We start from the raw sequence: 14557 nt of genomic DNA, 5'->3' as shown, positions 1-14557 counted from the left end.
GAAAGCAAGTGACTTTTTACTGCTTAATTATTTTTATATAGTTATAACTCTAGTTTTTATTATTTTTTAACACCTTTTATTTTCCATAGAAGCATAGCCACTCCTAAACCAATAGCTGCAACTCCAATTATTACAATTACTATCCTTCCACCTACTGATCCTGTATTAGGTAAAAATCCTGAGTGTTTAACTTTTACCTTACATGTAGCTTTGAATCCACCATCCTTAGTTGTTACTGTTATTTCAGCTTCCCCTGATGATTTTGCTTCTATATTTCCATTCTCATCAACGGATACTACCTTAGAATTACTTGATGACCAAGTAACTTCTTGGTTAGTTGCATCCTTTGGACTTATTTTAGCTTTTAGAGTATAACTTTCACCTTTTTTAAGGTTTAAATGCTTTTTGTTTAGCTTAACTCCAGTTACCTTAACCGCTTCTGAAGGAGAAACTTCCTTTTCATTTACCTTAACATTGATTTCCTTAGTGCTTGATGCACCTTGGCTATCTGTTACTTTGTAAACTATTTTGTAGTCTCCTGGCTTTTCTGTATTAACTGTGTTTTCTACAACCTTAATATCCTTTGTTAAATCTCCATCTTCCTTGTCCTCTGCTGTTACGTCTTTCATCGGATCAAAGTTATCACCAACTGTTAATGTAACATCTTTAGCATTGATTGTTGGAGCTGTATTTTCTTCTACTGGAGGAACTTCCTTTTCACTTACTTTAACATTGATTTCCTTAGTGCTTGAAGCTCCTTGGCTATCAGTTACTTTGTAAACTACTTTATAATCTCCAGCTTTTTCTGTATTAACCGTATTCTCTACAACCTTAATATCCTTTGTTAAATCTCCATCTTCCTTATCTTCTGCTGTTACTCCCTTCATTGGGTCAAAGCTATCTCCAACTGTTAAAGTAACATCTTTAGCATTTATTTCTGGAGCATTATTTATAACTGCTGGTGGTACACTATCCTCTTTAAGAGCTAAGATAGCAGTTCCTCCATCTTCTTTTGAAGGTGCCTTTACGTTTACATTTCCCTCCTCACCTACTGAATATTCATTTCCACTGTATAAGTCTTTAACCTTATCTCCTTCTTTGAAGTTTGTTTTAAAGCTTACATCTTTACCTTCATTCTTAGTGTTTAATACAACAAATAGGTTTTGTCCATTTGGAATATTAGTTACTTCATTAGTAGCATTTAAACGCATAGGAGTAACTTCTCCTCCATTATAGCTTCTTAGAATAACTGAATATCCCTCTTCATTACTTCCAGCAATAGTTTTTCTATCACCTTTTGAAAATACCTTAGAATATTCTTTTCTTATATTAAGAAGTTTTTCATAATGGTCATGAACCTTCTTGTACTTAGGATCATTTAATCTTTTAAAGTCCATATCATATCTATTTTGATCTCCTTGTTCAAAGCCATTCCATCCTGACATTCCAAGTTCTTCTCCATAGTATATAACAGGAATACCCTTATCTGTTATTTGAAGAGATGCTGCAAGCATTTGCTTTCCTAGATCATCTCCTACAGTTTTTAAGAATCCATCTTCATCATGGCTACTTAAGAATTGTCCCATTAAGTTAGTGTTACTTATTTTGCTTGCTCTATCATCTAAATAAGCTGAAGCACCTTCAATATTTCCATTTACAAAATCTCTTGCTTTACCTTTATAACCAAAGTCTAATAAAGCATCCATTTGTCCACTTTGAAGTTGTCCTCCATCATTATTTATATCAGCACCAAAATATTCACCAATAGTTTTAAAGCTTGGATCTATTTCTGTTAATTTATTTTTAAATGCCTTCCATGTAGTGTTATCAACATGCTTAACTGTATCAACTCTGAAGTAATCAATAGTATTTCCTTTTTCGGTCTTAGATCTTTCAATCCATCCTGTTTGCCAATCTATTATCTTTTCTCTTACCTCTGGATCCTCTGTTTTGAAATCTGGAAGTCCTGCTGACTCTTGAGTTATGAAGTCATTTCCTGGATTTTCTCTAAGCATATCATTAAACTTAGCTCTATCTCCATCTGTTGGATAGTTATTAGCTCCACTATTAGCATCTATATTCTTCATTCCATAACCAGTATGATTTAAAACAACGTCAACCATTATTTTTATTCCATTATCATGAGCTGTATCTATTAATGTTTTTAAGTCATCCATAGTTCCTAAGTGTGGATCTAATGTTTCAAAATCCTTAGCCCAGTAACCATGATATGAATATTGAGTTTTTCCTTGAGAGAACATTTGATTAAAGTCAGTGTTCTCAACAATAGGAGTTATCCAAATTGTATTTATTCCAAGTTCTTTTAAGTATTGAACTTTATCTATTAATCCTTTTAAATCTCCTCCATGATAAGTATATGGATTGTTCTTATCATAATTATTTCCATGAGGATCATCATTACTCTTATCTCCATTGAAGAATCTATCTGTTACTGTGAAGTAAACTCTTGACTCATCAAATCCAAAGTCTAAAGGACCAACTCCAACCTTTGATTTAACAGTTAACTTTCCTGAAGCTTTATGACTTTCTCCATTCTTATCAACTATTATAACTGGTATTTCCTTTTCTCCAGTTGGTACACTATCATTTATTCCAATACTTTGACTTAGTGAACCATCCTTTAATAAATCTAAATCCATTAAAACTTTATTAGGTCCACCTACATTAGTAAGATCCATATAAATTTCTTTTATATTTTCTTTTTTAGCATCACTTCCGCTTAATTTAAGATTTACAAGAGCATTTTCATCATAGTTAACCTCATTATTTGCGAAAGTAACCTCTCCATTTATCTTCAATGGAGAATATTCTATTGTTTGCTTTTCAGTTTCTGTTGTCTTTCCATCCTTTGTAACTAGAAAGCTATATTCATAAGTGCCAGGTTTTATATCTTTTAATGAATAACCAAAGAACTCATTTTGTGAATCATAAGTCATACCATAAGTCTTTGTATCCTTAAATAATAATCCTGGAGAAGTAACCCTAACTTGAACCTTATCTATTGAAGATTGATTATTTTCTTCATATAAAGCTTCATCTCTATATTTAAAGTCAATGTTTCCTTCTTTTATTTCAGCATTCTTTATTGCTGAAACTTGGAAGAATTCTCCCACTCCACTCTTAATAGTCACCTTTGTTACATTCATTGATGGATCTATTTTTATATATCTGTCTGAATCATATGGGTCTTTTTCATCCCAACCAGTTCCTTTTCTTAAAGTAAATCCAACCTGTGTTACATCTGGCGCTATTTCAAACTTAGCTACTGCCTTCCCATCTTTAATCTCAGTGAAGTTTTGTTGTCCATCATTTACTCCTGTCTGCCAAGTCCAAATGTTCCATCCATCATAGTCTTTATCATCTCTAACATAAGTGAATTCAATATATTTCTTAGTGTATTTTTTAACTTCTATTTCTTTAGTCGCCTTTGCAGCTCCACTCTTAGCTGTTATCTTAACCTTACCTTGGTTTATTCCTTGAACTACTCCAAGAGTTGATACCTTAGCTATGCTTTCATCAGATGATGTCCACTCTATATTAGCTCCTGTCATCACTTGACCAAATTGATCTTTAACAGTAGGGTTAATTTGAATATCCTTACCTGTATAAACTTGATTTGGTCCATCTAATTCTAAAGAAGTTGGAACAAGGTGAACTACTTCCACATCTACTTCCTTAGTTAAACTTCCAGAACTTAGAGTTATAATTGCTTTTCCTTCTTTTAAAGCAGTTACTTTTCCATTATTTGAATCAACCTTTATTACTGAGTCATCTGAAACGGTCCATTTGATTTCTGAGTTAGGAATTATTCTTCCATTTTGGTCTTTAACTACTGCCTTTAAGAAACTTGAAGCTCCTATATCTAGTTTTAAGCTTGAAGGGTTAACATCTATTGAAGTTGGTGTTTGTGCTTCTCCATCTACGCTTTCATCATAAAGAACCTTAGCTGATAAAGGTGCAACTTTTACTGAGTTTGCTCCCTTAAGAGTTTCTAATACCTCTGTTCCAGCCTTGTGTTCATTTACTACTACATTCCAGTCACCTTGATGTGGAAGTCCAACTTCCTTCTCAGCATTATTTCCATTATAAACTACTACTATATTCTTCCATGAATCTCCATTAGCAAAGTTTTTAAGTTGGAATACAACTACATTATCGTTAGCCTTACTTACTACTAAGTTGCTTTCAACTGCAGCCTTTGTATCCATTCTAAATGCTGGATGTGATTTTCTTAAAGCTATTAATCCTTGATAGTAATCAAATACTCCACTAAACTTCTCTTTGTTTTGCCAGTTTATTTGATTTATAGCATCTGGACTCTTATAACTATTATGATCTCCATATTTACTTCTTAAGAATTCATCTCCTGCTTGGAAGAATGGAATTCCTTGTGAAGTCATTGTAATAGCAGTTGTTAATACACTTCTTCTTACATATTCATTGTCTAAAGGATTAGCCTCTGTTATTACACTATATGGTTTAGCTTTCTTTTCAACAGCTTCTTGAACTGAAGAATAATTATTAGCATCTTCTCCTATTAAAGCTCCATCTCTCATTTCTAAGAAACCAGCTTCACTTTCTTTGCCTGCTGCCTTTATTATCTTATCCCAAAGATTTAAATTATCATGAGCTGTTACATAGTTGATTGTTTCACTTGGACTATCAGTAAAGTCGTCAACGGCTCCTTTAACACCTGCTACTATATCTCCTTCTTTACCTGTAGCTCCTGTAGCAAAACCTTGTCCAGCTCCATCACTATCGCCTTTTATAGCTCCTCTAAAATTATCATTAAATACAGCAAACCCTTTACCTTTTTGGCTTCCTTTTAAAGTTTGTTGGTCTTGTGGAAGAGCACTTCCTCCTGCTTGCCATGGTTCACCATATATTATTAAACTTGGATCAACTTCATTTCTTAACTCAGTTGTTAGTTCACTCATAGTTTTTGTATCTATTAATCCCATTAAGTCAAATCTGAATCCATCTACATCATATTCTTTAGCTAAATGCTTAACAGAATCTTTTATATATTTTCTAACCATAGGTCTTTCAGTTGCAACCTCGTTACCACAACCTGAACCATTAGTGTATTTACCCTCATCATCAGTTCTATAGAAATATCCTGGCACAACTGGGTCAAAAGCTGAATTTTGTCCTGTTCCAGAAGTATGGTTATAGACTACATCCATAACAACTCTTATGTCATTTTTGTGAAGAGTTTGTACCATGTCTTTAAATTCTTTTACTCTTGATGTTGGATTTTCTGGGTTTGTTGAGTATGATCCTTCTAAAGCATTGTAATTTTGTGGATCATATCCCCAGTTAAATTGAGGTTTATTACTTACTTCATTTACTGAAGAATAATCAAAGGATGGTAATAAGTGAACTGTTGTTATTCCTAACTCTTTTAAGTGATCTACTCCTGTTTTCACATCAGTTCCTGGTACCTTTGTTCCTTCCTCTGCCATTCCTTCAAACTTTCCTTTATTTTTCATGCCTGAATCTTGAGATATTGAAAAATCTCTAACATGCATTTCATATAAAATTGAGTCTGTAGGATTTAACATAGGTGGTTTCTTAACGCTTCCCCATCCTTCTAGGTTTGTAGCTGAAAAATCAATTATAGCTCCTCTTTGTCCATTAGCTGAAACAGCCTTTGCATATGGATCTATAGCATAATTAGTTTTTCCATCAGCAAAGCTTACTTTATACATATAGTACTTACCATCTAAGTTTTCATTAACTTTTAAGCTCCAAACTCCCTTATCTTCCTTAGTCATAGGAATTTCTCTTCCACCAGTATTATCTGTTACCTTACCATTTTCATCATAAGTTCCTGCATTATCATATAATACCACGCTAACATCCTTAGCTGTTGGAGCCCATAATTTAAATGCTGAAGAATCCTTTGAATAAGTTAATCCTAAGTCATCTCCATTATAGAAATACTCTGGATCATCTAAAATTTTTCTCATAGTAACCTTAGTCGCTCTAAAGTTATCACTGCTTACTTCATAAGAATGGCTTGGATCTATTTCTGGAGTTCTGAAAAATCCTTTTTCTAAAGTTAATTTAACCTTATTATCAGCTACTTTAACTGCACTTATTTTAAGCTCTTTATTATCAGTTTTATCAACTAGCTTAAAGGAATCTAATTCTGAATCCTCTATTTTTCCAGCTGAAGTAACTAAAAGATCTGTTTTGCTATCCATTAAAGCAGATATTAATTTAGGCGAAGTGTCCACATCATTCTTATCATAATAGACGTTTTCATCTCCTTGTATTAACCATACCTCTACGTTATTTCCATTCTTAACTTCTATTGTTCTATCATGTGCAACATCTTTATCTTCCCAATTTCCTTTTCTAACCATGAAATTCAATTTATCAGATGGGAATTTATAAACTGCTCTTGTAAAGCCTTTTTCAGCCTCATCTTTTTTATTGAAGTCATATCCTTTTCCTTCTCCACCAGTTTCCCATAACCATAAATTCCAATTATCATAGTTACCATCAAATCTATAGTAATTTATTGTATAGGTATACATTTGAGATAAAATAGAAAGTTCTTTAATAACTACATACTTTCCATCAGTTGCTTTAATCTTTATTTTTTTACTTGAATCTGCTTCCTTAGAAACCTTTAAAGTATTTCCTTCTATTGATACTCCACTTACAGGTTCTTCTAAAGACCAAGTAACATTAGCTTCTTTTTTATTTCCTTCAGTGTCATAGATGTATGCAAGTAAATTCATATCCTTACCCACTTCTACACTTGATTCTCCACCAATCTCTAAGCCTGGCATATTTAATACTGAGTTTCCATTAGCCATAGCTTTATTTGCTGGGTCAGTGAAAGAGTTATCCCAATTATCTTTATTAGGTTTAAACTTATATTCGTAAACTCCTCCTGATAAAGGCATTGTTACTTTAAATACACCATCTTCACCTTTTTTCATTTCAACTTGTTTGCTTGTGTCCCAAGATACCATTGAACCTATAAGATATAAACTATCCCCATTAAATTTAGCATTAAAAGTTACTGTTCCATCATCATTTATTACAGGGCTCTTTACTTCATCTGGCTTATTTTCACCATCTCCTGTATTGCCACCATTATTATCTCCATCTGTATTTCCATCATCTTTTATTCCTAGTGCTTCATTTATTTCTTTAGGATTGTTTATTGAATCGTATATTTTATCTGCTTTTAAATCTGCTACAAAGATAACATTTCTGTCCTCTGGCACATTTAAAGTAACATTTCCTTGAGCTGGTATTCCTCCATTATCCCAAGAATGATTTATAAGTCCTTTATACTCATAAGCTCCTTTTTTCATGACCTTTGAATATAAAACCTTGTTTCTATCGATATTGTGCATTTCAAAATCTTTATTAGCTACATCCCAATCTCCATTTCCTTCTCTAACTGTTCCTATTAAAGAAAATGTATTAGAAAGACTTGGATTCTGAATTGAATCTGTAACATAATTCCCTAAGTAATTGCTTAAAATAGTTATGTTTTTTGTTCCCTTTGGAATTACTACTTTAGCATTGTCTGCTACTTCTCCATTATTCCAATCACCATTATAGGAAACCTTATACTCTAGGTTAAAATCTTCTCCTTGAGCACTCTCTTTTATAGGAAAAGTCTTTTTATACATGCCTCCACCTATATAATCAAGTTTTTCGGTATCGTTACCAGGATTCCAATCAGAAGCCCCTTCAATTATATTTTTTATATTACCTGTTAAGATTGCTTTAGTTTTAAATTGATCTGGATTGTTTATTGAATCATATACCTTTTTATTTTTATAATCCAATCTAAATGTTACTTCTGAATCCTTTGGTAAATTTAACGCTATGTTTTCTCCATTATTACCGTAGCTCTCATTCCAAGTTCCATTCATGGCAATTTTGTAATTATAATTGCCTCTCTTTAGCTTTAAAGTACCCTCATATAAACCATCTTTATACTTTTTCAGCACTCCTTTCATATTTGTGGGATCCCAATCGGAACCGTTACCATTTTGTTCTAAAAAATCTCCCACAACTACAGCAAAAGCTTCACTCTCATTCTGAACTAAAGTTTTTTCCACTTCTTTAGTATTATTGTTCTCCACTTCAGCCATTACTGGCATATGAGGCAGAAAACTAAATAAGAATGTGAATAAAACTAGCATAGAAATAGACTTAATCTTTTTCCTCCTACTCACTATAACAAACCCCTTTCGTATTTAATTTTTAATGATACATTTTAATATTAACACTTTCATAATAACGTTTTCAATACTTTTAGTATTTTTGTAACATTATACAAAAATAACTAAATAAAATTAATATTTGAAATAGTTCCTTTTGTAAATATACTAAACCCTTGCTTAATTCCTTTTAAAAATTCATTTTCTTTTTTAACACCATCATAAGTCTCCCCTTTTCTTTTCATAGATAAATTTCTTATTTTCTATTTTACCTACTCATTTTAAGTTATATATTTTCAAAATATTACGCTTCTTCAAAACCGTTTTATTTCCATATTATTTATTTTATGGTATATTATCTTTATTATAAATGCTAATAATAATTGATATTTTTATAGGGAGGGGAATAAGATTAAGGGATTAAGAAGATCAATAATAGTAATTTGTTTACTTATACTTTGTGTTATAGGATTTGCCTGCTTACCTAAAGGCAAATATTATAATGAAAGCATAAAATCACTTGTTAATGAAGGCAAAGCAGAAGTAATTGAATTAAATCAAAAGATGAAAATAGATAATGATGATTTAATCATAAAAAGAATTATTAACACTGAAGATAAATCATATGTTAGATATAGACAAATTAGAACTACCCAAGGTTAGTCTTTCTCAAAAAGTATATTTAGAATATTTGATGATAAAGGAGAAGAATATATCAAAGTAGCTGGAGGTGCCTCTACAAATTTTTGGGGAGAAGAAGGGTTAATGCAACTTGATAAAAAGATAGGAGAAGATGTAAAATATTTAACTATTAAAATTGACTGGTATGATAGAAAAAGTGAAATGAAAATTCCACTTAGTAAAGAAGGTGAAGCTAATGAGAACTTATAAAAAATATAGTGCAATTATAGAATGGTCTTTAGCAATACTGCTTATACTAGTTTGCTCTAAAATATTCTTTCCTGGAAGCTTCACTCCTTTAAAAACTCATGAACAATCAGAAAAATCAGTATATTATGGACCTTCTGATGTAATTAAAACTGTGGACTTAGGTAGAGAAAAAATTTATCTATGTAAATATAAGGATTGGTTTTCAGAAAGTACTGTTAGAAGAAAAATAATTAAATGGTATCCAGTTAATTATCCAGCTGGACATCCAATAGATTACTCTAAGCAATTAACTTTTAATGCTTATACTTCAAGGTCTACAGAAAACTCTGAACCTATAACTAAAGTATATGGTTATGTAAATGATCATAAAATAAAAACTATAGTATTAGAAGATAAGAATAAAGAAACTATTTCAAGTTATGAATTAGATGAAAATAAAATGTTTATTTTTGCTTGGTATAAAAATACTGAAAAAAAAGAAGCGAGCTATATAAAAGGCTTAGATAGTGATTATAATGTTGTATATGATGAAGAGATTGCTGGCTTTTAATCCACCTAAAAACAGGATACTAGTATTTAGCGCCCTATTTTTATTTTCATCTATTAATATTTAATTTATTTCTACAATATTTATTAATTATATGAATAAATGGGTATTATTACAATAACCAGGAGAGAATCATAGATAAAAATGATAATATTTCAATTATAAGTTATGCACTATCTTTATTAAGTTTTTTAGTTGCACTAATATTTTTTATGAGTGAGCTTAAAACAGGTAGGAATATCTTTTTAATTACAGGTAGTATTTTATTATTTATCACTAGCATTTACAAAATAGTTTTAACAGCTTTGAAAAAAACATCTTAGTAAATATTTTAAAGAAAGTTATTCAAATAGAAATGCTCATTTAGTTAGTAAATAAAAATAACCCTTATTGTAACTTTAAATATATTACAAATAAGGGTTATAAACTCTTTAAATTCTCTAATAAAATTTCTAAACTAATTTATTTAAAAGCTTTTATGCTCTATGATTACTCATTATGTTTTTAACTTCTTCAACACACTCTGGCTTTATTAACTCTAACATTCTAGGAATGAAAGCCATCATGTACTCTTGATTAAATGTACCATCAGCTTGTTTTCCAAAACTTTCAGCTAATAATTCCTTAGCTTTATCTTGATTTTCTATATCTACTCTTTCTATTATGAAATTGAAAAAATTTTCTTGTCCTTTATTCATATTAATTCTCCTCTTCTTTTGAAACATTTATTAGCTATTTGCTTTAAGTCTATTTTACACTATTTACTTACAAAATATAATATAAAATGTAATAGTTAATAGATAGTCAATATTTCTAGCTATAATATCTCGTGTTGTAACTTTATAGCTAGAATATGCAACATATTATAATTAACATATAAAGAAATTATAATTTAATACGTACTTGTAAAATATTGTGTAATAGAAGGTAATACTATAAAATTAAAAGAAATATAAGTGTAAAATGCTTTAAAATTTTTAATATTAACTTTGTGAAATAAGGAGAATAAATATGTTAGAAAAAAAGAAGTACGCAAATGGTCAAGATATTTATACCTATTCTAAAAATATACTTACCTACTATTATAAAAGTGGAAAAATAAAAGCTGAAGGCCCTTTCGAAAATGATCAGATGGAAGGTGAATGGAAGTTTTATAAGAAATCTGCCCACCTATGTCAAATAGGAAATTTTAAGAACAATAAGAAACATGGTACATGGATAAGGCTTAATAAAGATAATGAAGTAGAATATAATAAGGAATTCATGGACGGGAAGCCCATTAAATCAAAATAGCATGAAGTATTATGAAAATATAATCAAGCACTTAGAGAAAGCTAAATTTATAATAATTAATAATAAAAGAGAGGAAATACTTTAATGTTTATCATAGTTTCCCTCTCTTTTCACTACATTTCTATAAAATTTTCAAAGTTTGACTTACTTTCTCTAATTCCTCTAAGAACTTTCTGTTATATCATCATTTTAAACTTTACTTAGTTCAACCACTCTCATTCTCAGTATATAACCACATTCTGTACATACATTCACTATGACTGGTACTGACTTTGGAAATATAATATTTGAACTAATTAGCTCTTTATACTTTTCAAGTTCTCCTTCTCTTATATCTGTACATCCACATAATGGACACTTAGTTATATCCACTTCGCTCCCCCCAATATCCATAGTGACTTTACCTTAAGAAAAGACACAGTAACTTAGCTCTAAAAATTCTTATTACAAATAAATTCTTAAAATAAATACCCTATTAACCCTAAACATAATTTTTATATAGATTTCTTTTTAAATCTCTTTATATCTATTTTGCACAATATAAAATTCAAAGGAAAATGCTATGTTAATTAACATTTTACTCCCCCTAGATACCCCAACAAAATAAAATTCTAATAACAACTAGTATCTGTCTATATCTTAAATATTATCACATGAAAATTCTTTAGGCTAGAAATATATGTAAAATTATTTTAAAGTAAAAAGTTGTATAATAATTTTGAGTTTTTTGTTACAAAACCCTTCTTTTATTGTAAATTTTCATAAAATTTTTTCATAATATTTTTCATTATTATATTATTTTTCTGACATCAAAGACATAGGATGCAAAAGTCCAAATAGCTTTTTACTGCTAATAAAGAAGATTTTTAAAAAGTTCCTACTTAACTTTCTATTTTAAAACTTATTATTATTTTGTACAAATAATATATAAGTATTGATAGCCCTATATATTTTTATTCTTCAACAACAGGAATAAAAAAAGAGCTAACATATAAATTGCTATCTGAACGTAAATCATGCATTTTCCCTGAAGGAACAATAAAAACTTTGCCTACTATTAATTCTACCTCTCTATCCTCCAGCACGCCAAAACCTTCGCCTTTGATATAGTAGAAAATTCCATCATGTTTTGCATATTTATGTAAAGATACCTTATTACTCTTTTAGTACTTTCACATTCAATAAAAACTAAAAGATATCCTTAGAATCAATAGTTCTAAGGATATCTTCTTTAAACCTCTTTGTGAAAATTAGTTATTTAACAATATAATAAAAGGGTATCAAAATAAGTTAGTTAGTAACTTTTGATACCCTTTTGAAGCTTCCTATTTAGAAGAAATACATTTTCTATTTCATTTCCCTGCTCATCATAATATTTTACATCTGCTCCTGCTATATATCCTAAGGTATCTCTATCAAGGACCCTCCCTTGAATTTTTAATAATGCTTTTTCATCCATAGGTAACTCTACTTCTTTCGTTTCATAATCTCTTTGGCATACTAACTTTACTTTCATATCTATCCTTCTCCTTTATAAGCTTAATATTCTTCAAAAAATCTAATGTATTTAATATTACTAATTTGCCCTTATTTTTTTGACCTATTCCAATATAGAAATTTTATTATACAGTAATTATGGTTTTAAAAAGAATTCTAACTTTAGATAATTATAGAAAATAAAAGTACATATTAAGATATGTTATGAGAGAACCTATAATACTTGAAGCATTAAAATCTAAAAATATGGTTAAATTATTATTTATTAATGGAAAGAATTTTAATACCTAATTATACTTTTAGGAGGTGTACCATGAGGAAAAGGCTTTCTATATTAGTTTTTCTAATTTTTAGTTTTACTCTATTTGTCTCATGTAGGGTACAAAATGGCTTGCTTGTGAATGGTGATATAAATTCCACTAAGACATCAATGAATGGGAGTTATGAAAAATTTACTGGAAAGTATTATAAAAAAATAAAGTTCAATAAGGGTGATTTTCTAGAATGTACTGTTAGTAGCACTACTAATAAAGGTGAACTTCTCTTGTTATTATTGGATAAGAATGATAACATAGTTGCTGATTTAAAAGATACAACTAATATAGAAATTCCGCAGAATGGTTATTATCGTTTCACAGCCATAGGAATAAATCATTCCGGTGATTTTGAAATTAAATGGAGTAAAAAGTAATTAATAAAATAATAATATATTTTTATAGAACATATATAAATACCCCTATTGTAAAACTTCACTTATTACAATATAAGTTGTCTAGATTCCATATCTTAATGTATTGTCTATTTATGTCTTTGAAGAAGCGTCTATGACACCAGATATAGTTAGAATTTTCAAACTAGAATATGGTAATAAATATAAATTTTCAGATTATATGATAATCATAGAAATAAATACATTTAAGTGTTTTAATCAAGGAAAGTTAATAATAAACTTTATAATTTCGGCTTTTTTAATCCAATAATACTCTAACCAATATTATAAATATTGTTATATAGTCCCCTATATTTATTTGAATTTAAATTGAATTTTTTAACTCTTTCGTAAATAAACAGCATTATTTTTTAACTTTAGAAAACATTATGTAAAATTTCCAATTTAGATGATATATTATTTCAGGACACTAATGAAATAGGAGGCTACAATGGAAAATTTCAAATCATTTTTAAAGAAACAAAAAGGCTTTATCATCATAGCTGCCTTAAGCGTTGCTTTAGGTTATAGTTCTTTCTCAAATCCGGCACCTGAAGTAATCAACAGCTTAAAAGTCGAAGAAACAACAGTTCTGAGCAATCTAGAAAGTTCAAAAGAAGAATTTTCCTTATTAAACGAAGATATTTCTAAACTTCAAACAGAAGTTGAATTCCTAAAGAATGAAAATCTAGAAAAGGAACAAATCTTAAAAGAAACTACTGCTAAGATAGAAAAGCAAAATCAGGAAGAAGCTGAAAGACTTGCAAAGGAAGAAGCCGAAAGAAAGAAACAAGAGGAAACTGATAGATTAGCTAAAGAGGAAGCTAAAAAGGTTAGACAAGTTTCATCTAATAATAGTAATAATAATTCTAATAGTTCTACTTCAGGTTCATCTAGTAATTCTTCAGGTAGTAAGGAAGTAACTAAGCCTGTTAGCAACATGGTCTATGTGACAGCAACCGGTAAGAAATATCATAGCAAACAAAAATGTGGTAATTCTAATCCAGCAACAACAAATGCTGTACCATTATCTGATGCTCAATCAAGAGGACTTACAGCTTGTAAAAACTGTTATTAACATTATAAGGAGAGCATAGTTTATGAATAGCAATAATAAGATATTAAAAAGAGTATTAAAAGTTTTTCTAGGAATATTTATATTTTTTATTAGTTTTGGATTTGGTCAAAGTATTAAAATGGACTCAAATCTATTAAAGAGTCAAGAAACTCTAAATACATCTATTAATACTCACAAAAAAAATTTAAGTAAAGTAAATTCAGATATATTTGATATAAAGTCTCAGAAGGAAAACTTAGAAAAGGAAATAACTAAGCTTCAAGAGAATTTAAATAAAACTAATGAATCAATAGAATTATTAAAGCAATAATTAAAAAAGATAT

At 29.5% G+C, this 14557-nt stretch carries 11 protein-coding genes; 6 read left to right on the top strand and 5 right to left on the bottom strand.

The genetic code is table 11. From position 1 onward, the window contains the following. Positions 1-59 precede the first annotated feature (59 nt). Positions 60-8234: a type I pullulanase gene (pulA, locus tag AC2A4K_RS07005; protein ID WP_322503665.1), complete on the bottom strand. Its 8175-nt coding sequence runs from the start codon at positions 8232-8234 to the stop codon at positions 60-62. A 750-nt stretch (positions 8235-8984) separates the two neighbouring features. Between pulA and AC2A4K_RS07000 the strand changes: the two genes are divergently transcribed. Further along, entirely contained in the window at positions 8985-9110 is a 126-nt protein-coding gene (locus AC2A4K_RS07000; RefSeq protein WP_322503666.1) for a hypothetical protein, read from the top strand. Then, the gene (locus tag AC2A4K_RS06995) at positions 9097-9660 is read left to right on the top strand and encodes a hypothetical protein (protein ID WP_322503667.1); all 564 of its coding nucleotides are present in this window, start codon (positions 9097-9099) and stop codon (positions 9658-9660) included. The genes AC2A4K_RS07000 and AC2A4K_RS06995 overlap by 14 nt, the downstream gene beginning before the upstream one ends. A gap of 473 nt (positions 9661-10133) precedes the next feature. On the opposite strand, the gene AC2A4K_RS06990 is transcribed toward AC2A4K_RS06995, so the two are convergent. Beyond that, positions 10134-10355: a hypothetical protein gene (locus AC2A4K_RS06990; RefSeq protein WP_322503668.1), complete on the bottom strand. Its 222-nt coding sequence runs from the start codon at positions 10353-10355 to the stop codon at positions 10134-10136. A gap of 313 nt (positions 10356-10668) precedes the next feature. Between AC2A4K_RS06990 and AC2A4K_RS06985 the strand changes: the two genes are divergently transcribed. Beyond that, entirely contained in the window at positions 10669-10950 is a 282-nt protein-coding gene (locus AC2A4K_RS06985; protein ID WP_322503669.1) for a toxin-antitoxin system YwqK family antitoxin, read from the top strand. A gap of 189 nt (positions 10951-11139) precedes the next feature. On the opposite strand, the gene AC2A4K_RS06980 is transcribed toward AC2A4K_RS06985, so the two are convergent. From AC2A4K_RS06980 to AC2A4K_RS06970, 3 genes are all read right to left on the bottom strand, one after another. Further along, positions 11140-11322 (bottom strand): transcription initiation factor TFIIIB, encoded by a 183-nt coding sequence (locus tag AC2A4K_RS06980; RefSeq protein ID WP_322503670.1) that lies wholly within the window; start codon positions 11320-11322, stop codon positions 11140-11142. Positions 11323-11903: 581 nt separating this feature from the next. After that, positions 11904-12035 carry a hypothetical protein gene (locus tag AC2A4K_RS06975; protein WP_322503671.1) on the bottom strand — a complete coding sequence of 44 codons (132 nt, stop codon included), beginning with the start codon at positions 12033-12035 and terminating at the stop codon, positions 11904-11906. Between the two features lie 209 nt (positions 12036-12244). Beyond that, positions 12245-12466: a hypothetical protein gene (locus AC2A4K_RS06970; RefSeq protein WP_322503672.1), complete on the bottom strand. Its 222-nt coding sequence runs from the start codon at positions 12464-12466 to the stop codon at positions 12245-12247. Positions 12467-12760: 294 nt separating this feature from the next. Here AC2A4K_RS06970 and AC2A4K_RS06965 point away from each other — a divergent pair, with 294 nt between their 5' ends. The 3 genes from AC2A4K_RS06965 (at position 12761) to AC2A4K_RS06955 (ending at position 14544) form a co-directional block, all read left to right on the top strand. Then, on the top strand, positions 12761-13138 hold the full coding sequence (locus AC2A4K_RS06965) for a hypothetical protein (RefSeq protein WP_322503673.1): 378 nt from the start codon (positions 12761-12763) through the stop codon (positions 13136-13138). Positions 13139-13607: 469 nt separating this feature from the next. Continuing rightward, positions 13608-14234: a hypothetical protein gene (locus AC2A4K_RS06960; protein WP_322503674.1), complete on the top strand. Its 627-nt coding sequence runs from the start codon at positions 13608-13610 to the stop codon at positions 14232-14234. A gap of 22 nt (positions 14235-14256) precedes the next feature. Beyond that, on the top strand, positions 14257-14544 hold the full coding sequence (locus AC2A4K_RS06955; protein WP_322503675.1) for a hypothetical protein: 288 nt from the start codon (positions 14257-14259) through the stop codon (positions 14542-14544). Positions 14545-14557: the final 13 nt, after the last annotated feature.

Source organism: Clostridium sp. LIBA-8841, from assembly GCF_057782475.1.
Note: the sequence above shows the minus strand (reverse complement) of the source record. Positions and strands in the feature narration are given on the sequence as shown.